General features: G+C 70.5%; 18 protein-coding genes. 10 read left to right on the top strand and 8 right to left on the bottom strand.

Annotation, left to right across the window (positions count from 1 at the left end):
- Positions 1-73: 73 nt before the first annotated feature.
- The 3 genes from cimA to WMF19_RS21500 all read left to right on the top strand — a co-directional run bounded on the left by cimA (position 74) and on the right by WMF19_RS21500 (position 4,198).
- Complete coding sequence (gene cimA, locus WMF19_RS21490) at positions 74-1,720, top strand: citramalate synthase (protein WP_437330433.1); 1,647 nt, start codon at positions 74-76, stop codon at positions 1,718-1,720.
- Positions 1,717-2,781, top strand: a complete 1,065-nt coding sequence (leuB, locus tag WMF19_RS21495) for a 3-isopropylmalate dehydrogenase (protein WP_437330434.1) — start codon at positions 1,717-1,719, stop codon at positions 2,779-2,781. The genes cimA and leuB overlap by 4 nt, the downstream gene beginning before the upstream one ends.
- Positions 2,782-3,694: 913 nt before the next feature.
- Entirely contained in the window at positions 3,695-4,198 is a 504-nt protein-coding gene (locus WMF19_RS21500; RefSeq protein WP_437900802.1) for a hypothetical protein, read from the top strand.
- A 582-nt stretch (positions 4,199-4,780) separates the two neighbouring features.
- On the opposite strand, the gene WMF19_RS21505 is transcribed toward WMF19_RS21500, so the two are convergent.
- The gene (locus tag WMF19_RS21505; RefSeq protein WP_437900803.1) at positions 4,781-6,379 is read right to left on the bottom strand and encodes a serine/threonine-protein kinase; all 1,599 of its coding nucleotides are present in this window, start codon (positions 6,377-6,379) and stop codon (positions 4,781-4,783) included.
- A 483-nt stretch (positions 6,380-6,862) separates the two neighbouring features.
- Here WMF19_RS21505 and dusB point away from each other — a divergent pair, with 483 nt between their 5' ends.
- Positions 6,863-7,849, top strand: a complete 987-nt coding sequence (dusB, locus tag WMF19_RS21510; protein ID WP_437900804.1) for a tRNA dihydrouridine synthase DusB — start codon at positions 6,863-6,865, stop codon at positions 7,847-7,849.
- 36 nt (positions 7,850-7,885) lie between these two features.
- Here the strand turns inward: dusB and WMF19_RS21515 are convergent, their stop codons facing one another.
- From WMF19_RS21515 to WMF19_RS21540, 6 genes are all read right to left on the bottom strand, one after another.
- Positions 7,886-9,391: an HAD-IG family 5'-nucleotidase gene (locus tag WMF19_RS21515; protein WP_272099464.1), complete on the bottom strand. Its 1,506-nt coding sequence runs from the start codon at positions 9,389-9,391 to the stop codon at positions 7,886-7,888.
- A gap of 140 nt (positions 9,392-9,531) precedes the next feature.
- On the bottom strand, positions 9,532-10,086 hold the full coding sequence (locus tag WMF19_RS21520) for an STAS domain-containing protein (RefSeq protein ID WP_437900805.1): 555 nt from the start codon (positions 10,084-10,086) through the stop codon (positions 9,532-9,534).
- A gap of 7 nt (positions 10,087-10,093) precedes the next feature.
- A complete protein-coding gene (locus WMF19_RS21525) occupies positions 10,094-10,660 on the bottom strand; it encodes a SpoIIE family protein phosphatase (RefSeq protein ID WP_272099468.1) in 567 nt (188 codons plus the stop codon).
- Entirely contained in the window at positions 10,657-11,286 is a 630-nt protein-coding gene (locus WMF19_RS21530) for an ATP-binding protein (protein ID WP_437900806.1), read from the bottom strand. The genes WMF19_RS21525 and WMF19_RS21530 overlap by 4 nt, the downstream gene beginning before the upstream one ends.
- A 293-nt stretch (positions 11,287-11,579) precedes the next feature.
- Positions 11,580-12,158: a hypothetical protein gene (locus tag WMF19_RS21535; RefSeq protein WP_437900807.1), complete on the bottom strand. Its 579-nt coding sequence runs from the start codon at positions 12,156-12,158 to the stop codon at positions 11,580-11,582.
- A 344-nt stretch (positions 12,159-12,502) separates the two neighbouring features.
- Positions 12,503-12,775, bottom strand: a complete 273-nt coding sequence (locus tag WMF19_RS21540) for a hypothetical protein (protein ID WP_272099474.1) — start codon at positions 12,773-12,775, stop codon at positions 12,503-12,505.
- 122 nt (positions 12,776-12,897) lie between these two features.
- Between WMF19_RS21540 and WMF19_RS21545 the strand changes: the two genes are divergently transcribed.
- From WMF19_RS21545 to WMF19_RS21565, 5 genes are all read left to right on the top strand, one after another.
- Complete coding sequence (locus WMF19_RS21545; RefSeq protein ID WP_437900808.1) at positions 12,898-13,644, top strand: nucleotidyltransferase family protein; 747 nt, start codon at positions 12,898-12,900, stop codon at positions 13,642-13,644.
- Positions 13,641-14,636, top strand: coding sequence for a GHMP family kinase ATP-binding protein (locus tag WMF19_RS21550; RefSeq protein ID WP_272099477.1), 996 nt, complete (start codon positions 13,641-13,643; stop codon positions 14,634-14,636). Before WMF19_RS21545 ends, WMF19_RS21550 begins: the two co-directional genes overlap by 4 nt.
- Before the next feature lie 63 nt (positions 14,637-14,699).
- The gene (locus WMF19_RS21555) at positions 14,700-15,320 is read left to right on the top strand and encodes a D-sedoheptulose-7-phosphate isomerase (protein ID WP_272099478.1); all 621 of its coding nucleotides are present in this window, start codon (positions 14,700-14,702) and stop codon (positions 15,318-15,320) included.
- 7 nt (positions 15,321-15,327) lie between these two features.
- Positions 15,328-15,939, top strand: coding sequence for an HAD-IIIA family hydrolase (locus tag WMF19_RS21560; protein ID WP_437900809.1), 612 nt, complete (start codon positions 15,328-15,330; stop codon positions 15,937-15,939).
- Positions 15,940-16,007: 68 nt separating this feature from the next.
- Positions 16,008-17,009, top strand: coding sequence for an AAA family ATPase (locus WMF19_RS21565; RefSeq protein WP_437900810.1), 1,002 nt, complete (start codon positions 16,008-16,010; stop codon positions 17,007-17,009).
- Here the strand turns inward: WMF19_RS21565 and dnaE are convergent.
- Positions 17,002-20,640 carry a DNA polymerase III subunit alpha gene (dnaE, locus tag WMF19_RS21570; RefSeq protein WP_437900811.1) on the bottom strand — a complete coding sequence of 1,213 codons (3,639 nt, stop codon included), beginning with the start codon at positions 20,638-20,640 and terminating at the stop codon, positions 17,002-17,004. The two genes, WMF19_RS21565 and dnaE, sit on opposite strands and share 8 nt — an antisense overlap.
- Before the next feature lie 244 nt (positions 20,641-20,884).
- On the opposite strand from dnaE, the gene WMF19_RS21575 reads away from it, so the two are divergent.
- Positions 20,885-21,958, top strand: coding sequence for a hypothetical protein (locus WMF19_RS21575; protein ID WP_437900812.1), 1,074 nt, complete (start codon positions 20,885-20,887; stop codon positions 21,956-21,958).
- Positions 21,959-22,105 lie beyond the last annotated feature (147 nt).

Consider the following 22,105-nt stretch of genomic DNA (forward strand, 5'->3'; position numbering starts at 1 on the left):
CGAGCGCAGGAGGCCCCCCAGGGGGCGACGAGCTCGGCGACCCGATCTCGCTGCACGAAGGAAGTCGAACCTTATGAATCCGCCTCATAACGGCGCGGAGCAGGGCGCCCGCCCCGCGGACCGCGTCGACGTCTACGACACAACGCTACGGGACGGCACCCAGCGCGAGGGGATCTCGCTCGCGTGCGAGGACAAGCTGCATATCGCGCGCCACCTCGACGCGTTCGGCCTGGCCTTCATCGAGGGCGGGTGGCCTGGCTCGAACCCGAAGGACGCGCAGTTCTTCGAGCGGGCGAAGGACATCGAGTGGAAGCACGCGAAGATCGCCGCGTTCGGCTCGACGCGCCGGGCCTCGCTGGCCCCCGAGGACGACCCCGGGCTCCGCGCGCTCCTCGCCGCCGGGACGAGCGTCTGCACGATCTTCGGCAAGAGCTCGGTCCAGCACGTGACGGCGGTGCTGCGCACGACGCTCGACGAGAACCTCCGGATGATCGAGGAGACCATCGCCTTCCTGCGCGCGCACGGCCGCCGCGTGATCTACGACGCCGAGCACTTCTTCGACGGGTTCGCGCTCGACAGGTCGTACGCGACCGAGACGCTCCGCGCCGCTGTGCGCGGCGGGGCGGAGGTGGTCACGCTCTGCGACACGAACGGCGGCTCGATGCCCTGGCAGATCGAGGCGGTGGTGGCCGAGATGAAGGCGGCGCTGGGCCACCCGCTCGGGATCCATGCCCACAACGACGGCGAGTGCGCGGTCGCCAACTCGATCGCCGCCGTGCGCGGGGGCGCCCGCCACGTCCAGGGCACGATCAACGGCTACGGTGAGCGCTGCGGGAACGCGAACCTCTGCGCGATCATCCCGAACCTGGAGCTGAAGCTCGGCCTCCGGGCGCTCCCGGACGGCGCGCTCCGCGGCATCACCGAGCTCTCGCACTACGTCGCCGAGGTGGCGAACCTCTCCCCCGACGATCACATGGCCTACGTCGGGCGGAGCGCCTTCGCGCACAAGGGCGGCGTTCACGTCGCGGCGATGCGGCGCGAGCCTGCGTCTTACCAGCACATCGATCCCGCGCTCGTGGGCAACGCGATGCGGACCGTGGTCAGCGAGCTGTCGGGCCGCGGCAACCTCCTCAGCAAGGCCGAGGAGTTCGGGCTCGATGTGCCGACGGGCGCCGAGGTCGAGGTGCTGGAGCAGATCAAGGAGCGCGAGGCGCGCGGCTCGTCGTTCGAGGCGGCCGAAGCGTCCGTCGCGCTCCTGCTCCGCCGGAGCTCGCCGGGCTACAAGCCGCCGTTCCGGCTGCTCGACTTCAAGGTCATCGCGGGCCAGCGCGAGGGCGTCGGCACCTTCGCCGAGGCGATGATCAAGATCGCGGTCGACGACGAGGTGGTGATCACGGCGGCCGAGGGATCCGGCCCCGTGAACGCGCTCGATGGCGCGCTCCGCAAGGCGCTCGCGCCCGTGTTCCCGGCCGTGCGTGACATCCAGCTCGTCGACTACAAGGTGCGCATCCTCGACGGGCGCGACGGCACCTCGGCGACGACGCGCGTGCTCATCAACAGCCGCGACGCGCACCGCGAGTGGAGCACCGTCGGCGCGTCGACCAACATCATCGATGCGTCCTGGCATGCGCTCGCGGACGGGATCGAGTATGGGCTCACGCTCGCAGCGAGAGAGCCGCAGCAGTTCACATCCACGTTGCCTGCCAGCGAGGTCGCATGAAGGCCAATATCGTTCTTTTGCCCGGCGACGGCATCGGCGTCGAAGTTGTCGCCGAAACCCGCGCCACACTCGACGCTGTCGCCGCCCAGTTCGGCCACAGCTTCAGCTACTCGGAGCACCTCATCGGCGGGTGCGCGATCGACGCGACCGGCACGGCGCTGACGCAGGAGACGCTCGACGCGTGCCGCGCGGCGGATGCCGTCCTGCTCGGCGCCGTCGGCGGCCCCAAGTGGGACAACCCGAGCGCGAGCGTCCGCCCCGAGCAGGGGCTGCTCGCCCTGCGTCAGGGGCTCGGCCTGTACGCCAACCTGCGGCCGATCCGCCTGTTCCCGGAGCTCATCCAGGCCTCTCCCCTCAAGGCAGAGCGGCTCGCGGACGTCGATATCCTGGTCGTCCGTGAGCTGACGGGCGGGCTCTACTTCGGCAAGCCGCGCATCCGCGAGGAGGTGAACGGGCGCCGGCGCGCTGTCGACACGCTCGAGTACACCGACGAGGAGATCCAGCGCGTCGTCGAGCTCGCGTTCCGCCTCGCGTCGTCGCGCAGGCGCCTCGTCACGTCCGTCGACAAGGCGAACGTCCTCGAGTCGTCGCGGCTCTGGCGCACGGTGGCGACCGAGGTCGCCGCCCGCCACCCGGAGATCCGCATCGAGCACCAGCTCGTCGACTCGTGCGCGATGCGGCTCATCACCTCGGCCGCGGCGTTCGACGTCATCGTCACCGAGAACATGTTCGGCGACATCCTGACCGACGAGGCCGCCGTGCTCGCCGGCTCGCTTGGGCTCTGTCCGAGCGCGTCGCTGGGCGATGGGACGCGCGGTGTCTACGAGCCGATCCACGGCTCTGCGCCCGACATCGCCGGCAAGGGGATCGCCAACCCGATCGGGACGATCCTGAGCGCCGCGATGCTGCTCCGGCACTCGCTTCGGCTCGACAAGGAGGCGGCCGTGCTCGAGCGCGCGGTGGCGCAGGCCATCGCCGGCGGCGCACGGACGGCGGACCTCGGCGGCAAGCTGTCGACCCAGGGGATGGGCGACGCGGTCCGCGCGAAGCTCGCGGGCTGAGCGCTCCCTCCAGGCGGCCTCGGGCGAGCCCCTCCCCGGAGCCCGCCGCGCCCATCGACGGCGCGCTCGCGCTCTTCGCGCCCCTTCCCTTCGCAGCCATCGACGCGTGGACACAAGGCCCCTTCGCGGGCCGCTCCTGCGCGTTGCTCCCACGTCGTCCAGTCCACCGCGTTTCTTTCGCTCGAATCCACCGGTCTTCGCGCCCGACTATCGACCAGGACGGGACGTGGCGCGCCGTCGGCTGGTTCGACGATGGGCCTGACGCTCTCCGGTGCGAACCGCGAGCGCATGTGCTCCGAAGGCGCAGTTGCGGAAATCTCCTCATCGCCTTCACGCTGGAGATCCGGGCGGACGACACGATCGCGCGAGCCTCCATGAAGCCTCGTTCGCCGCGCGCTGCGCCTGCCGCGCGGCGATCCCTCGCGGCAAGCGCCTGGGTGCTCCGCGCCATCCGCTCCATCTCCGTTGATCGAGCTGTTCACTTTCCAGGCACCATCACCGCAGCCTCATGAGGACAGGCCCTCCCGGGGCCGGTCCTCGCCAGCATCGCAGTCCGGCGCGCTTGCGCTCCTCCGCGCTGGCCAGCGAGAGCGATGACGCTGCGCCCGGCGCGCGGGATCAGCGCAGAGCGCGCGGCCCCACCGGAGGGCGCGGGGGCCGGTGAACGCCGCGCGGCCGCGCCTCGCGCCCTCGCGGAAGGAGCGCGCGATGCTGCCCTCTCCGCGCGCCGCCGGCCTCGCAGAAAGCGTCCATGGTGTCTCAGGTGTCCTTTATGGGGTAATCGACATCACCTCCCGGACACCACACATGATCGTGCGGCGGGGGATCTCAGGTCCCCGCGTGTCAACGCTCGTCGCCATGACGGGCGATGACTCCATTCGACATGGATTGATGTGCACAGGAGAACGGGAACATGAGCCAATTGACGAAGTTCGCATCGCTCATCGCCCTCTCGACGGCCCTCTCTGCGGCAGGTTGCATGGCCGAGGCGGCGACGTCGGACGCGCCCACCGACGACGTGATGAGCGAGACCGACGAGGCGAAGCAGGCGTTCCAGGCCGAGACGGATTCCGCTGATCAGGAGTCGAGCGCGAATCCGGCGATGGACGAGAGAGCGACGGACCCCAGCGCAGCAAGCGCCAGCGCGCCGGCCCCCGGCGCGCCCGATGTCGGCGCCGCGGACCCCGGCTCGACGAGCGAGAAGCCCGATGCGGCGCGCTGGTGGGGCGGCGGCTGGGGCTTCCGGCCCGGCTGGGGCTGGGGCGGCGGCTGGGGCTTCCGGCCCGGCTGGGGCTGGGGCGGCGGCTGGGGCTTCCGGCCCTGGTGGGGCGGCGGCTGGGGCGGCTGGGGCTTCCGGCCCTGGTGGGGCGGCGGCTGGGGCGGCGGCTGCGGCGGCTGGGGCGGCTGCGGCTGGTAGCGTGCCGCGCTCGCCATCACGGCTACCCGCATGACGGGGAGCCCTGCTGACGCTCGCTCCGCGCCCCCTGCGGCGCCGCCGCGGCTCGGTCCTCGCCATGGCGAGGCGCCGGCAAGGGGTCATGAGCGGACGATGAAGCGACGGGCCCCCTGACGGGTCGAGGCTCCCTCACGCGGCCGCGGAGGGAGCCTCGACCGCCACCACGGTGCCCCCGGATCGCCCGCACGGGTCTGCGAGCGGTCCGGGGTACTCCGGGCTCAGGCGTCGGCCTCGGCGAGGCTCGGGGCGCGGCGTGGGAGGAAGCGGGGCCTCATGCAGCACCACCACATGACCCCCATGCAGGTGAGGTAGTCAAAGTCGACATCGCTCCTCCTCACCGAGATCGGGGCGCTGCCGCCATGAACCATGGCGAATCGGAGCGGCCGAGGCGCGTTCAACCCACGCTCGACATCGGTCCTCATCTCCTACATTGAATGATCCGAAAGCGCAGCTTCTCGTGCGTTTCCGCGCCGCTTCGACGCGCTTCTACCGTGCAGCGTCGATACCGCGCGGTCGCCGGCGCGGCGCGACGGCGCGCTGGCTCTATCGGGCGGAGGCGGTCCGCGTCGAGCCCCCGCGCGCCGTCGTGGGGCGCTCGAGCGGCGCTTCCGGGCGGCCGAGCTTCTCCGCGCGCTCGGTCACCCAGAAGCGCTCCGCGTCGGCCGCCGTCCAGGCAGACTCGTCGAGCAGCGGGAGCAGCGCATCGAACAGCGCGCGCGCGCTCTGGAAACGGTGGCGCGGGTCCTTGGCGAGGCACCGCAGGACGAGGCGATCGACCGCGCGAGGGACGGTCGGGCCGCGCCGCACCGACGGCGCGTGGGGGGCCTTCGTCATGTGCGCGACGAAGAGCTGCCCCGACGACGAGCCCTCGAACGGCAGCTCCCCGGTGAGCAGGAAGTAGAGCGTGCCCCCGAGCGAGTAGATGTCGCTGCGCGCGTCCGCCCGATCACCGCGACACACCTCCGGCGCCATATAGGCCGGCGTCCCGCAGAGCATACCGCTGTTCGTGAGCTCGGCGTCCCGGCCGCCCTCGACCATCCGCGCGACCCCGAAGTCGAGCAGCTTGAGGAAGTCGTGATCGTCGCCCACGCGGGTGACGAAGAGGTTCTGCGGCTTGATGTCCCGGTGGATGATCCCTGCCTCGTGCGCCTCGATGAGCGAGCGGCAGGCCTGCAAGGCGAAGCGCAGGGCGCGCGCCACGGGCATGGGGCCGTAGCTGCGCACGATCGCGGCGAGATCGGCCCCGCGCAGGTGCTCCATGGCGATGTAGTAGATGCCGTCGTCGCTCGCTCCGAAGTCGAAGATCCGGATGGTGTGCGGATCGCTGAGCTTGCTCGCCGCGTGCGCCTCCTGCTCGAAGCGCTTCGGCACCGCGGGGTCCGGCGCGTCTCGCGTCCTCAGGAGCTTGAGGGCGACGTCGCGGTGGAGCGTCTCGTCCCACGCGAGCCAGACCTCGCTCATCCCCCCTTTGCCGATCGGCGCCTCGAGCCGGTACCTCCCCAGCTTGCGCGCCTGATAGACCTGCTGCTGCGCGGCCCACACGACGTGGCTCGACAGCGCCCCGATCACCCCCGAGGCGGGGACGAAGATGTAATGGCTCGCGGCCGTGAGCAGCGTCGTCGGATCGAGCCACGCCGCATGGATCGACGGGGAGAAGATCGCGGCGATGCCCATCGTCGCCGGGAAGGCGAGGAACATCGGCGCGGAGGCGAGGAGCGCCTTGCTGAACGGCGCGGGAACGAGCGCCGTGCGGAGCAGCACGACGATCGAGAGCCCGTGCATGTACGCGCTCGTCAGGCCGCCGAAATCGAGCGCCATCAGCGAGATGAAGATCGCGGCGGTGAGGAACGCGGCCTCGTACCCGAGGAGCACGACGCGCCCCGAGAGCGTCGGGCGCCCCGAGAGCCGGTACACGGCCAGGGAGAGCGCCTGCTCGACGACGCGCAGGACGATGCAGCGCCACACCGGCGCCGCGGGGTACAGCACGGTCGCCATGAACATGTCGACAAGCGTGAACGCGGGCCATATCCAGAGCGCGACCCGGAAAGCGCGGCGGACCGCGCGGCGGACGCTCTCGGTGTCGTGGGCGCCCGTTGCGCTGCGCCGCGTGCCGAGCGGGCGAGTCTCGCGCTCTCTGAGCATGCGCGCCGCGGCCGATCGCTCAGCGCGGAGAGCCTCTCGGAGCAGCGCACGCTTCATGGCAATCTCGAGGGTCGCCAGAGCCACGCCGAACGTCAAGCGAGCGTTGTTGGCTTCTCGCGCGGCAGGTTTCCTCGGCCACGACGCCGGGCTGCGGTGCCCGCCGTCTCCCACCCCGGAGCTCGTACCAACATGACGGTTCGCTGCCCCACATGCCGTGTTCGTCCACCCTGCGCACACAAGCCCGCGAGGTCATGAATCCTGTCAGCGCCTCGGGGGAGCGGCGTGACGGGACGCCGAAGCGCGGAGAGGTGACCGGGACGCCTGGGTCTCGCTCTCGCCTCGGCCGCCGGCCCGCGGCCCTGGGCAGCCGCGGCGCCGTTCGCGCCTCGACGCCGCGGGCTCGAGCTCAGCGGGCCCTTGCGCCTCGTGCCGAGGCGGTCGCCCTGGTCAACCGGCCGGATCCATGCTTGAAAGCTCGCCACCGTGCCGCTCTCGCCCGAAAGCTTTCGCCGGCTGTTCGCAAGCCGCCCCGTCGTCCTCGCGCCCATGGAGGACGTGACGGACGCCGTGTTCCGCCGCATCGGCCGGGAGCTCGGCGCCGAGCTGTGCGTGACGGAGTTCGTCAACGTCGAGGGGCTGCTGCGCGGGTGCAAGACCGCGCGGCGCAAGCTCGCCCTGGCCGACGGCGATCAGCCGACGGCGATCCAGATCTACGGCGCCAACCCGGAGCGCCTCGCCGAGGCCGCGCGCGTCGCCGAGCAGGCCGGGCCGGCGTTCCTCGATATCAACTGCGGCTGCTGGGTGCCGAAGATCGCCGGTCGAGGCGCGGGCGCGGGCTGGCTCCGCGATCCGGAGGCGATGGTGGCGATGGCCCGCCTCGTGACGCGCTCTGTCGCGCTCCCGGTCACCGTGAAGACGCGCATCGGCTGGGGACCGGAGTCCCATATGCCGATCGTCGACCTCGCGCGCCGCCTCGAGGACGCCGGCGTCGCCGCGCTCACGATCCACTGCCGCACGGCCCAGATGGGGCACAGCGGCGCCGCCGACTGGGGCTGGGCCGCCCGGGCGCGCGAGGTCGTGTCCATCCCCGTCGTGGTGAACGGCGACATCAAGACCGCCGACGACGCGGCCCGCGCCCTCCGCGAGACGGGCTGCGCCGGCGTGATGGTCGGCCGCGCCGCCATCGACCACCCCTGGATCTTCCGCGAGGCCCGGGCCCTCCTCGACGATGGCGTGCACCTCCCGCCGCCGACGACCGAGGAGCGGCTCGCCCTGTGCCGCGCGCACCTCATCGCGAACACCGAGGCGCGCGGCGAGCCGCACGGCGTGCGCGTGACGCGACGCCACCTGACCGGCTACCTCCGCGGCCTCCCCGGCGCGTCGGCCCTCCGGCGAGAGCTGCTCTTCTGCGACAGCCTGTCGGGGTGCCTCGACATCCTCGACAGCGCCGCGCAGCGGCTCGCGGCCTGAGGCCGCCGCCGCCCGGCAGGCCGGCGGCGGCGCCGCCTACATGCCCACGGGCGTCGCGTCGTCGACCGGGGCGGGCTCGCCGTTCTGCCGCTCGGCGCCCGGCGGTGCGCCCATGGGATCGTGCGGCAGGCTCCCGCGGTGCGAGCGGAGCAGCACGTGAGGCGTCGCCAGGAGAAAGTTGGAGACGCGGGACGTGTAGATGTCCGCCGAACGCTCGATCTGCCGGGCCAGGTGGCTCTTGTCGTTGCCCGTGCGGAGGAGCAGCCCCCACCTTGGGTTCAACGTCTCGGCCGACGCCTTCGCGAGCGGCGCGATCCGCGCGTCGAGCGCCGCGAGGCTCGCCTTGAGCTCGTTCATCTTCACCTGGATCTCGCCCTCCGTCGCCCCGGAGACCGGCCCGTAGCCGGCGCGCATCCGCTGGAGCTCCAGGCGCAGCCTGGCATAGACGCGCTCGGCGTCCTCCTTCTCCCGCATCCAGAGATCGAGGCGCGCCTCGGCGCCGCGCGCCTCCTCAATCGCGACGATCTCGTCCTCGAGCTCCCGGATGATGAGCGCCGTGCGCCACCGCAAGGCGCTCTTCGACACGTGCACATCTCCATAGATGTGATCGCCGATGTAGAGGATCTCGTCGCCGGACAGCCCCAGGTGGTGCTCGACGAGCCCCGCGTTGCCGCCCAGGTAGTGCCCGCCCACGCGCAGCCGGCCGGCCGGGCGCAGGAGGCCGTCCTCCGTGACCACCTCGAAGAGCGGGCTGCGGCTCGAGAAGAACTCCGGCTTTCGCGCGGAGACGATGACCACGTCGAACAGGTCGCGCCACGTCATGCCGCCCGGCAGGAAGCGGTCGAACGCGTAGCTCATCATCGCGCGCGTGTAGACCCACTCCGAGTTCGTGATCAGGACGAGCTTCTTGCCCGCCTCCCTCTGGTCGAGCAGCGTGAGCGGGATCTCCGGATCGAGCAGCACGAACCGGTCCGGATCGCCGATGATCTCGGCCTTCAGCTGCCCCTCCATGTGCGTCGCGTCGAGGCGATCCTTCACACGGCGATAGAGATCGCTGTAGCCGAGCACCTCGGGCAGCCGGCGCTGATCGAGCAGATCGACCAGCTTCGCGTACATGCACCCCTCCGAGAGCGAGAAGAGCGTGTTCAGGAAGACGTAGCGCCCGTCCGCGAGGTCGACGATCGTCCGCGCGTAGGTCGCGCGCTGTGTCTCGAAGTCGATCGGCTTCGTGCCATGGTAGGCCCGCTTCACGTAGCCGAACCGATTCACCTTGAGCAGATTGCCGAGCTCGGTGTCCAGGATGAGCCCTCGGATCACGAGGTCCGGCTCGAACGTCAGGTCCCCGACCGGCCAGCCCTCGCTCTCCAGAAGGTGCCGGAGGTGCTCATAGGCCCGACGCTCCCACGCCTCCACCCGGTAGTGGATCAGCGTGTAATCCATGTCGTATCCGATCGCCTTGATCGAACGGAGATTCAGCGTCCGGTTGCAGAAGATCCCCCGCTGCTTGGGCGGCGGGGCGGCGAGGCAATCCAGCTTGTCCATGGTGATCGCCCGGAGAGCGGTCGTGAGGCATACCAGGGACCCACGGCGTTGCCCACCCGGACAATCACCGTCACCCTGCCGTCAGGCGGGCGCGTTCGGCGTGTCGATGGCGTCGTAGACGTAGACGCGCACGCTCGGCCTCAGCGGCGCCTGAGCCGGCTCTTCCCGCTCTGCCGCCGATCGAGGCTCGTCGTGGGCCGAGGTGACCGCCCGTTCGTCGGCGATCGGCGGGCGTCGCCGCGGTCGTCCGCCTCCCACCCGTCGTCGTCCTCGTCCTCGTCGTCGAACAGGTCGTCGTCGTCCTCGTCGTCGTCCTCGTCGCGCGCCTCGGCCCTGCGCACCTCGAGCCCGAGCATCGTGAGCGCCTGCTCGAGCGTCAGCGCCGTCTTCACGGCCTCGAGCTCGACCCCCATGGCCTGGAGCGTCATCGCTATCTCGGGGCTCAGCCCGGACAGGATGGTCGGTGTGCCCATGAGCCGCGCGGCGGAGGCAAGGTTCGAGAGCACCGCGCACAGGTGGCTATCCATGATCCAGACGGCCGTGAGATCGATGACCAGCCCCTTCGCGCCGCTCTCGTGGATGGCCCGCAGCACCTCGGTGTTCAGCTGCTCCGCGAGGTCATCGGTCACGTCCCCCTGGATGGGCACCAGGATCCGGTCCCACAGGTTGATGATCGGAAGGCGCTTGAGCTCCATGGTCATCCTAAGGTTCGATGTCGGCGATCAAGACCGTTGAGTCATCGTGCGAGCGCCGGTGTCGGCTCATGAGGGCGCGGCAGGCATCCGCGGCCTTCATTCCACGAAACAGCGATAGATCGAAGCGAGGAGAGACCCCGTCGGTGAACACGACGAGACGGTCGCCCCGCGCGAGCTGCGCATCGAAGATCCGGACCTTGCTGAGCGATGCGCCGAGGATGCCCGGGCTCTGGAGCCACTGGACGCGCGTGCCGTGCGACATCAGCTCGACGTTGCCGATGCCGCAGCCCTGGAGCCGCCCCTCCCGGAAGCGACAGATCATGCCGGCGGCGCCGCGGGTGCCGCGGAGCCGCACGTGGAGGCGATCGATGAGGGCGCGGACGTCCTCGCCGCTCGGCGCGTCGGCGAGCGCCTTGAGCGCGACGTTCGCCGCGGCCGCCGCGTGCTCGCCGTGGCCGAGGGCGTCGATGACCGCGAAGAGGACGCCGTCCTCCCCGGCCCGCACGAACGCGGCGTCGCCGCTCACGAGCTCTCCGTCCTTGGGGAGGATCGCGTACTCCACGGAGAGCTTCACAGGTGGACCTCGATCTCCACCCGCGTGCCCTTCGGCCCCGAGTCGATATGAAAGCGATCGGCCAGCCGCTTGACCCCGATGATGCCGCGCCCCATACCGGTCTTGCTCTTGTAGCGCCCGGCGAGGATCTCCTGCAGGTTCTGGATGCCTGCGCCCTCATCCACGGCGACGATGAGGAAGCGGACCGGGCTGTCGCGCTGCACCGCGAGCTCGATCGTCCCTCCAGGGGTATAGTGGACGATATTTCGCGCGAGCTCGCTGACGATGGTCGCGACCTTGTGCGACGTGAAGCTCTTTGCGCCGGCCGCATCGCAAACGGCCTTCGCGCTCAGGCGCGCCTCGCTGATGTCGGCCTCGACGTTGATGGCCATGACCTTCGAGCGCCGCGAAGGCCTATCGCCGCCAATCGCCGAAATTTCCGACCTGAGCCGACCGAGCCGCGTCGGATCGACATAGAGACGGGCTCGGCGCTCGATGCTCGGAAGGATGTCGGGGAGGTCCTCGAGCGAGAACTCCTCGGGCTGGATCTCCGCCTCCCGCATGGCCCGGAGCAGGACTCCCTCTGCGTTCATCGCCGAGAGATAGCCGAGCAGGACGTTGAGAATCTGTTCGTGCGCGGGAGTCATCCGGAAAGCGCCTGGACCGGCAGGGTACCGGGGCCCTGGGTCCGCGTCGAGTACGCGGCGACGGCATCGCCGGGTTCGCCAGCTGTGACGCGGAAACCGCCGGGCTCCGGCCGGTCAGCGCCAGCAGGGCTCGGTCGGTCCGTCGTCTGCATCGCGCAGGGCGTCGCCTGGCCCGTGCCCGCGCCGACCGGACGATCTACGGTCGGCTCCAACGAATGCGCGGCCGGATCCAGGCAACGTGCGGCCGGATCCAAGCAACGCTCGTGCCTGGCTGGCCGGCCCATCGATGTCCCTCAGGCCGGGTAGTACGACGTCTGGCCTTGACGCAGCTCCTCGGTGATCTTGTTCTCCGCGAGGAGCTTCTTGAGCGGCTCCTGGAGCTCCGCTGCAGGGGTTCCCATCGCCAACGCAAGGTCGTCGATCCCTTGCCCAGGCTCGATCTCCACATGGGCGAGCAGCGCCTCGGCGATCTCGTCCCCGGAGCTCCCGGACGGCAAGCTCACCGGGCTCGCCGGAGCGGTCTGTTCGGCGGCTTTCACGGGGGCCGCGACGGCGGGCGCCGGGGTGCGCGCGGCGCGCGCCTTCGGCGGAGCGGCGGCCGGGCGCGCGCCACCTCCGGTCGTCCGCGGCGCGGCCGCCTTCTTGCGCGGCGCAGCGCGCGTCGGCGTCTTGGGCGACGGGGCGCTGCGCGGAGGTGCGGCCGGGCGGCTCGGCGCCGGAGCGCGCTCGGCCTTGCGGACCGGCTTGGCGGGAGTCGCGGCCGGCCCGGTCGATATCCCTGCGACGCTGATGTCGACTTGCAGGTACTGCGCAGCGGCCCGGAGAACGTCCTTACGGACCAGCGCTCTCATGCCCTCCAGGAACTCGGCCACGGAAGCACGAATCTCATTCTCGATCTCGACATCGGATATCACGCAGCCGCCGTCTCATGAATCCCCCGGAATGTCAACGTCTTCCACGCACAGTGGCCCGCACAGGCCGGAGAAACCAGGCGTTCCTGCGTCGGTCGGCGCTCGCGACCGGGCGCCGGATCCCTCGCTGGGGCCGCGCGCGTCCGCTGTGAATTTGCCGTTTTATCAAATGAATTGCTGGCAAGATCTGAAACGCATCGACAGATCATGTCGGGACCCTCCGTCCGGACGCATGAGCTTCGCGCTCGGGCAGAGGTCGACTCGCCGCTCGCGGCTGCATCAGGGGGGCGGCCCTGCGGGTGTGCTCAAGCAGCCTTGACAGCGCGGAGCGACGCGCGGCGCAACGGGCGGAGCTGCGACGCCGCAAAGGCCGCGCCGAGGGCGAGCCCGCGGAGCGTCAGCCGCATGTGGAGGACGTCGAGATACCCCTCGCGGTGCAGGGCGGTGATCGCCCGGCGGACGTCGGTCCGGCGCACCTGAAGGGCCGTGGTCAATGTGTCGAGGGTCACCGTCTTGCCCTCGCTCTGGAGGGCAACCAGCGTCCGGAGAAGATGCGGAGCGAGGTCCTTGTTGGTCATGGCACGCACCGTAACCGTCGCCTGAACGGCCGTACAGTTTGTGGCGATGTTTTCTCCGAGCCGCCTGCGGGGAGCGCTGGAGACGCCCCGAAGACAGCCGTCGTCTGTGGTAGGTCCTCCCCGTGCGCGCCGACGTCTCACCCCCTCAAGCCGTGATCCTCGCCGGCGGGCTCGGCACCCGGATGCGCCCCCGGACAGAGCGCACCCCGAAATTCCTGCTGCCCGTGGCCGGTCGGCCGTTCGGGGCGTGGCTCCTCGAGCGGCTCGCCGCGGCGGGCTTCGCCGAGGTGGTCCTCTGCGTGGGTCACCTCGGCGACGCCATCCGACAGGCGATGGGCGACCGGTTCGCGGGTCTGCCGCTCCATTATGCCGACGACGGCCCCGATCTCCTGGGCACGGCCGGCGCGCTGCGCCGCGCGCTGCCCCAGCTGGCCCCTGTGTTCCTCATGACCTACGGCGACTCCTACCTCCCTTTCGACTACCTGGCCCCGCTCCGGGACCTCTGCACACACCCCGGCGCGCTCGGCACGATGGCCGTGTACCGGAACGAGGGTCGGCTCGACGCGTCGAACGCCGCGATATCGGGCGATCTGGTGGTGCGTTACGAGAAGCGGCGCGCGGGCGCGCCGCCGGACCCTGCGCTCGACCATATCGATTACGGCGCGACCGCGCTCCGCCGCGAGGTCGTCGAGGCGCTGCCCGCCGACGCGCCGCTCGGCTTCGAGGTGGTGCATCGCGACCTCGCGGCGCGCGGCCGCCTCCGGGCCCTCGCGGTCGCGGCGCGCTTCTACGAGATCGGCTCGGAGCAGGGCCTCCGCGATCTCGAGGCCGCGCTCGCGACCGCGGCCGCGACGGAGGCGCGGGGATGATCGTCTCTCGCGCCCCGGTCCGCTTCTCGCTCGGCGGCGGCGGGACCGATCTGCCCGCGTACTCCGGCCGCTTCGGCGGCTACCTCGTGTCGGCCGCCATCGACAAGTACATCTACGTGACGGCCAACAAGCGCTTCCACCGGGACATCCGCCTCGCGTACTCCAAGACCGAGATCGTCCCCTCGGTCGACGCGATCGAGCACCCGATCTTCCGGGAAGCGCTCCGGATGCTGGGAATCGAGCACTCGATCGAGCTCACGAGCGTCGCGGATCTCCCCGCGAACTCGGGCCTCGGCTCGTCGAGCTCGTTCACGGTCGCCCTCCTCAACGCCCTGCACGCGTACAAGCGCGACTTCGTGTCGTCCGAGCAGCTCGCCCGCGAGGCCTGCTCCATCGAGATCGAACGCCTCGGAGAGCCGATCGGCAAGCAGGACCAGTACATCGCCGCTTACGGCAACGTCACGGCGTTCACGTTCTCTCCGGACGGCTCGGTGCACGTCGAGCCCGTCCCAGTCCGCGACGAGGTGCTGGACGAGCTCGAGAGCAACCTGCTCATCGTGTGGAGCGGCGTCGAAAGGCCGGCCAGGATCGTGCTCTCGGAGCAGGGCCGGCGGCTGCAAGACCTGGAGCCCGAGGTGGTCGAGCGGATGCACCGCATCAAGGAGATCGGCCGCGACGTGCACCGCATCCTCGTCACGGGCAGGCTCGACGACTACGGCGAGCTCCTGCACGCCCACTGGACCCAGAAGCGTAAGCTCGCGTCCAAGATGACCGACGAGGTCCTCGACGAGATTTACGAGATCGCTCGAGGCGCGGGGGCGCTCGGCGGCAAGCTGATGGGCGCCGGCGGCGGCGGCTTCTTCATGTTCTACGTCCGGCCGGCGGAGCGGCGCCGGGTGCTGGAGGCGCTCGCCGCGAAGGGCCTGCGCGTCCTGCGCTTCCGCTTCGATCTCGACGGCGCGCGCATCGTCGCGAACCTGCACCGATCGTGAGCGGGCGCGCCGGCGCGCCCCTCCTGCTGGGCATTTCAACGGGACTCTGGCTATAGATCGGCCATGCCTCAGAGCACGCACGACTTCGTCGAAAAGTACCTCCGCGAGACGTCCGAGATCGCCCTCGCGACGAGCCCCGACGACATGGCTCGCGTCATCGAGATCCTCTTCGATGCGTACAGGAGCGATCGCACCATCTACACGTGCGGCAACGGCGGCTCGGCGGCCAACGCGAGCCACCTCGCCTGCGACATCGCCAAGTTCACGTGGGTCGACGGCAAGCGGCGCTTCAAGTGCACCTCGCTCTGCGACAACGCGGCGCTCCTCAGCGCCCTCACCAACGACGTCGGCTTCAACCGGATCTTCCTCGAGCAGCTCGACGGCCGCGTGGTCGCGGGCGACGTGCTCGTGTGCCTGAGCGTGCACGGCGGCTCGGGCGCCGATCGCGCCGGCCCATGGTCGCAGAACCTCGTCGCCGCCGCGGATTTCGCGAAGAAGGCGGGGGCCAAGGTGGTCGCGCTCGTCGGCTACGACGGCGGCGCCCTGCGCCAGATGGCCGACGCCAGCGTGATCGTGCCGAGGACGCGGGCGGGCTACACGTCGACACCGCACGTGGAGGGCTTCCACGAGGTTTACCACCACCTCATCTGCGAGCGGCTCCTCCAGCTCGTGGCCGAGAGCTGAGCGCCGCGTGGCGAGGCGCGGGATCCTGCTCGACCGCGACGGCACGCTCATCGACGTGGTGCGCGATCCCGAGCTCGGCGTCGTCGTGACGGCGTTTCATCCGGATCAGATCCGCCTCCTCCCAGGCGCGATCGAGGGCCTGCGGCGCCTCGCGGGCGCGGGGTTCCTGCTGGCGATCGCGACCAACCAGCCGGGCGCGGCGAAGGGCCAGGTCCCGTGGGGGGCGATCGAGCGCACGAACCGCGCACTCGTCGATCGGCTCCGCGAGGCCGGCGTCGCGATCGCGGCGCTCGCGGCGTGCCCGCACCACCCCGAGGGCGGGCCGGGCGGCGATCCGGCGCTCATCGGCCCGTGCGATTGCAGGAAGCCGAAGCCGGGCATGCTCACCGCCCTCGCGCGCGATCTCGAGCTCGACGCCGCGGCGAGCTGGATGATCGGCGACGCGCCGAGCGACGTGGCGGCCGCGCGCGCGGCGGGCATGCGGGCGGGCCTCATCATGGATGGACGCCGCTGCGAGCTGTGCCCGCTCCGCGGCGAGGCCGATCTCCCGTGCCCCGATCGCGCGGCGCCGCGCCTCGATCTCCTGGCCGCCGAGATCCTCGCCGAGCCGCGCGGCTAGCGGGCTCTGGCGCGCCACGCCGCGCCGCGCCGCCCGATAGCCCGCGCGCGGCGTGCTACCGTCCCGCCGTGACGCCTCCTCCGGATCACGACGGCGGCGCGCTCGACGATCGGGGCGCCCGCGACGACACCCCAGCCACCGCGGCCGAGCTCGACGCCCGCCTCTCGGCGGCCCGCTACATCTCCGATCCGTCGACCTCGCTCGCGCTCTGGCTCGCCCTCCGGATGGATCGGCCGCTCCTGCTCGAGGGGCCGGCGGGCGTCGGCAAGACCGATCTCGCCCGCGCCGCCGCCGAGGCGCTCGGCCGAGGGCTCATCCGGCTCCAGTGCTACGAGGGCCTCGACGAGGCGAAGGCGCTCTACGAGTGGGACTACGCGAAGCAGATGCTCTACACGCAGCTCCTGCGCGACGCCGTCGCGAAGGAGATCGCCGGCGCAGCGAGCCTCGCCGCGGCCGCGCGCGCGATCGCGGGCAGCGAGGCCTCGTTCTTCAGCGAGCACTTCCTGATCGCGCGCCCGCTCCTCGCGGCGCTCCGGAGCGCCGCGCCGGTCGTCCTGCTCATCGACGAGGTCGATCGTGCGGACCCTGAGTTCGAGGCGTTCCTCCTCGAGGTGCTCTCCGACATGCAGGTCACGATCCCCGAGCTCGGCACGATCCGCGCCGCGCGCCCGCCGCTCGTCCTGCTGACGACGAACGCGACGCGCGAGATGACCGAGGCGCTGCGCCGCCGGTGCCTGCACGCGTTCCTGGACTACCCGCCGCCGTCGCGCGAGGTCGCCATCCTGAAGGTCGCCCTCCCGGGGATCGAGCCCCGCCTCGCGGCGCAGATCGTGGCGTTCGTCGGCGCCCTGCGGGCCATGGATCTGCGGAAGTCTCCCGCGATCAGCGAGACGATCGACTGGGCCCGCGCGCTGCTCCTGCTCGGCAAGCGCGCGGTGACGCCGGAGATCGCGCGCGACACGCTCGGCGTCCTGCTCAAGCACCAGAGCGACCGCGGCGACGCGGAGGCGAAGCTCGGCGCCCTCGTGCGGGCCGCCGAGCACGCGGGCGCGGGCGAGCCGGCTACCTGAGCTCGGCCACCTTCTCGCCGAACAGCTTCTCGAGCCGCCCGAGCATGGCGTCGTTGGGCTCGACGCGGAGATCGCGCCCCAGCGCCAGCACCGCCTCTGCCCCGTCGTCGAGCTGGATCACGAGCTGCACCGGGCACACCCCGGGGCTCGCCCGCAGGACCGCCCCGAGCCGATCGATGTGCTCGCGCCTGGCGCTGCGCGACTTCAGCGTGATCGCCACGCTCCGGGTCTGCGCGAGGATGGCGTCGGCGAGCGGCTGCACCTCGTCGAGCAGCAGGGTCGGCTCGCGCGGCGCGGCCTCGGCCTCCTCGGCCCCTTCCTCCACCATCGGGAAGCTGATCTTCCCCGAGATCAGGACCGGCTCCCCTCGGTTCAAGAGGTCCGCGTAGCTCTCGATCTGCTTCTCGCGCACCTTGACCTCGACCCGGCCGGTCGTGTCCTCGAGCACGAAGAACGCGATCTTGCCGCCGCCTCCCTTGAAGATGCGCTCACGGTAGCCCTCGACCATCCCGCCGACGCGCACCCTCGACCAGGCATCCATGCCGGCCAGCGCGCTCACCGCGGTCACGTCGAAGCGGTTCATGTCGACGCCGTACCGATCGAGCGGGTGCCCCGAGACGTAGAACCCGAGCGACTGCTTCTCCCGCGAGAGCGTCTCGCGCAGATCCCAGTCCTCGGCCATCGGGTAATCGTCCAGCCTCACCTCGCTCTTGGACGCCACCGCCGCGAACAGGCCGATCTGCGCGCTGTTCCGCTCCTTGCTCGCGGAGCGCGAGCGCTCGAGCGCCCTGTCGATGCCGGTGAACGCCCGCGCCCGCGAGATGCCCCGCGCGTGGAGGCTCGCGTCGAACGCGCCGCACTGCACGAGCGCCTCGAACACTCCCTTGTTGACCCGCCGCGGATCGACCCGCTCGGCGAAGTCGAACAGATCCGCGAACGCGCCGCCCGCGTCCCGCGCCTCGAGGATCGCCTCGAGCGCCGACTCGCCGACGCCGCGGATCGCGCCCATTCCGAAGCGGATCTTCGGGTCGTACGGGTCCCTCACCCGCGAGCCTCCGCGGCGGGTGCCGGCCATGCGCTTGCCGTTCGTCGCCGGCTTCGCGCTGTAGACGACGGTGAAGTCCGTCTTGGACTCGTTGATCTCGGGCGGGAGAATCTCGACCCCCCACGCGCGCCCCTCCGCGATGATCCGCACGACCTTCTCGATCTTGTCGCGGTCGGCGGTCATCAGCGCGCAGAGGAACTCGACCGGGTAATGCGCCTTGAGGTACGCCGTCTGGTAGGTGAGCAGCGCGTACGCCGCCGAGTGGCTCTTGTTGAAGCCGTAGCCCGCGAAGTACTCGAGGAGCCCGAAGATGCGCTCGGCGTCCTCGCCCTTCACCCCGTTCTTGAGCGAGCCGTCGACGAACGTCGCCTTCTGCTTCGCCATCTCCTCGGGCTTCTTCTTGCCCATGGCGCGCCGGAGCAGATCGGCGCCGCCGAGCGTATAGCCCGCGAGCTTCTGGGCGATCTGCATGACCTGCTCCTGGTAGACGATGACGCCGTACGTCGGCTGGAGGAGCTCGTCGACGAGCGGGTGCATCTTCTCGATCGGCTTGCGGCCGTGCTTGCAGTCGACGAAGTCCTTCACCATGCCGGTGCCGAGCGGACCGGGCCGGTAGAGCGCCACGGCGGCGACGATGTCCTCGAAGGCGTCCGGCTTGAGGTCCTTGAAGAGCTGCTGCATGCCGCTCGACTCGAGCTGGAACACGCCCGTAGTCTCGCCCGACTGGAGGAGCGCGTAGGTGGCGGTGTCGTCGAGCGGCACCGTGTTCACGTCGAAGCGCTTGCCCTCCTTGTCCGCGAGGTCCGGCCGCGCGTTCACGAGCCGCACCGCGATGTCGATGACGGTGAGCGTCTTCAGCCCGAGGAAGTCGAACTTCACGAGCCCGGCCAGCTCGGCGTCGTCCTTGTAGTACTGCGTGACGAGCTGCTCGCCGTTCTTGAAGCAGGGGACGTGATCCCAGAGCGGCCCCTCGCTGATCACGACGCCGGCGGCGTGCATGCCCGCGTGCCGCGTCAGCCCCTCGAGCTTCTGCGCCTGCTTCAGGAGCTCCGCGACCGTGGGATCGCTCTCCTTGAGGGCCTTGAGCTTCGGCTCGATGTCGAGCGCCTCCGGGATCGTGTACATGATCCCCGGGCTCTTCTGCGGGATGAGGCTCGCGATCTTCTGCGCCTCGTTCGCGGGGAACGCCATCGCCCGCGCGACGTCCTTGATCACGCTCCGCGCCTTGAGCTCGTGGAACGTCGCGATCTGCCCGACGGAGGGTTTGTCGGCCTCCTTGCTGTACTTCTTGGTGACGTAGGAGATGACCTCGTCGCGCCGGTCCATGCAGAAATCGACGTCGAAGTCCGGCATGCTCACGCGCTCCGGGTTCAGGAAGCGCTCGAACAGCAGGTTGTACGGCAGCGGATCGAGATCGGTGATCTCCATGGCATAGGCGACGAGCGAGCCCGCGCCCGAGCCGCGGCCCGGCCCGACCGGGATGCCGTGGTCCTTGGCGTACTTGATGAAGTCCCAGACGATGAGGAAGTAGCCTGGGAAGTCCATCTGAACGATGACGTTGAGCTCGACGTCGAGCCGCGCGCGGTAGGTCGCCTCGTCCACTCTCCTGCCCGTCTGCGCGATCTGGGCGAGCCGCTTCGTGAGGCCGTCGTGCGCCACGTGCCGGAAGTACGACGCCGAGTCCGCGAACCCGCTCGGCAGCGGGAACGTCGGGAGCATCGGCTTGCCGAGCTTGAGCTTGAGCGTCGAGCACCGCTCGGCGATCTCGAGCGTCGAGCGCACCGCCTGCGGGTGGTCGCGGAACAGGTGCATCATCTCGTCGGCGGGCTTGAGGAACATCTCGAAGCTGCCGTGGTGCGCGGCGCTCGCCTCCGCGAACGTGCGGTTGGCCGCGATGCACGACAGGTAGAGCTGCCCCTCGCCGTCCTCGCGCGCGCCGAAGTGCGCGTCGTTGGTCGCGACGAGCGGAAGCCCCAGATCGCCCGCCGCGCGCGCCAGGATGCCGTTGAGCACCGACTGCTCGACCAGCCCGTGGTCCTGCAGCTCGACGTAGAGGCTCCCCGGCTGGAAGCAGTCCCTGAGCCGGCTGAGCGCCTCGCGCCCCTCCCCCTCGCCCTGCTCGAGGATGCGCTGGGCGACCACGCCGCCCATGCAGCCGGTCAAGCCGATGAGCCCCGCGCTGTGCTGCGCCACCGTGTCGAGCCGCACGCTCGGCGCGAGCCCGCTCGCGGGATCGACGTGCCCCTGGGAGACGATGCGGACGAGGTTCTTGTAGCCCTCCTCGGACGCGGCGAGCAGCACGAGGTGATCGACGGGCGTCTCGTCCACGCCCGAGCGTGACACCTGCCCCGCGGACGCGCCCCAGCTGCGGGCCACGTTGACCTCGCAACCGATGATCGCGCCGATGCCCTGGTCCTTGCAGGCCTTGTAGTGCTGAATCGCCCCGAACATGTTCCCGTGGTCGGTCAGGGCGACGGCGCGCATTCCCAGCGATTTGGCGCGCGCGGCGAGGTCCTTGACGCGCAGCGAGCCGTCGAGGAGCGAGTACTGCGAATGCACGTGGAGGTGGATGAACTCAGCGGTCACAGCAGGCTTCCAGGTGGCTTCTCATCGTGGTGGTAGTCGGGAAAGACCGGTAATCGGGGAGAGGGCGCGGCGAGCGAGAGCGGGAGGCATCGGGACAATCCACCAGCGCTCGCCGGCGAGCTCACATATAGCGCATTGCGCAGCGGGGATCGCGCTTGATGAGCCGCGCAGGCCGGCGCTAGCATGTGCGCCCGTCTGAGAGCACTTGCCTGATCTGGGGTGGGGTTTCCAGAAAGTGAGGTCGATGATGCGTCAATCCCGTATCGCCGTCGCGGTGTATTTGGCGACCGCGCTCGTTTCCGTTGCCGGTTGTGGCTCCGAGGCCGCGGCGCCTGTCGTTCAAGACGTCGACCTCGGTCAGCCGCCCGCGCCGGGCCCGGAGCAGGCAGGGGATGGCGAGGGCGTCGCGTTCGCGATCGACCGGCTCTTCCTGGGCGATACGGATCGCGATGGGAGGAAGGTGGCCGGCAGCTGGAAGCAGTACGGATTCAACCTCGACGGCAAGGTGTCCAGCACCGTATCACAGGACCTGTGCAAGCCGGTGGACGACACCGCCCCTTCGGAGGTCTATCCGGACGGCGCCGACGGGATCGACAACTCCTTTGGCAGCAAGCTCGTCGGCCTCATCTCCAACCTCCTGACCGACCCATCGACCCGGGTCAGCGACGCCATTGGTAAGGGCGATTTCACGGTGATCTTCAAGGTCGACGGGCTCGGCGAGCGGCCTTCCTACAACCCCCTCACCGCGAAGCTCTACGGCGGCGCCACGCTGGGCGCGGCGCCCACCTGGGATGGCACCGACCGGTGGCCTGTCGTGCCTGAGCTCCTCGACGACGCTCAGGACGTCGAGAGCTCCAAGGTCGTGTTCCCGGCCAGCTACGTCGTCGACGATACATGGGTGTCGGGCCCGGATTCACAGGTCACGTTCCGGCTGAACCTGACGGTCTCGGACACCATCATCGGTCTCACGATCCGCAATGTGAGGATCGCGATGGATCTCGCGCCCGATCACAAATCGGTGGTCAAAGGGACCATCGCGGGAGTGCTCGAGACGGCTGTCCTCGTCGAGGAGCTCCGCGGCGTCATCGGCGCCGTACAGCCGAATTTCTGCGAAGGCGCGGCGCTGGAGACGATCCTCGACCAGGTCCGCCGCGCGTCGGACATCATGAAGGATGGCGGCCAGGACCCGAGCAAGGAGTGCGACGCCATCTCCATCGGCATCGGGTTCACCGCGAGAGCGGTCCAGCTGGGCGAGATCGCGCCGCCTGCCGTGACGACCGGCGTGCCGTGCCAGCCGGCGCCCGCAGACGGAGGCTGAGCGCCGCGCGACTCCCCTCCACCGACGGCCGCTGCGTCGAGCACGCCTCCTGGGCTTTGCGGGCACCTCCCGGGTGCCCGCGCCCGCCGGAATCCACACAGCCTGCGACGTACAACCTGCTCGGTCGGCTCCGACCGTCCGCGAAGA

This window comes from Sorangium sp. So ce124 (assembly GCF_051525235.1).
Taxonomy (GTDB): Bacteria; Myxococcota_A; Polyangia; order Polyangiales; family Polyangiaceae; genus Sorangium; species Sorangium atrum.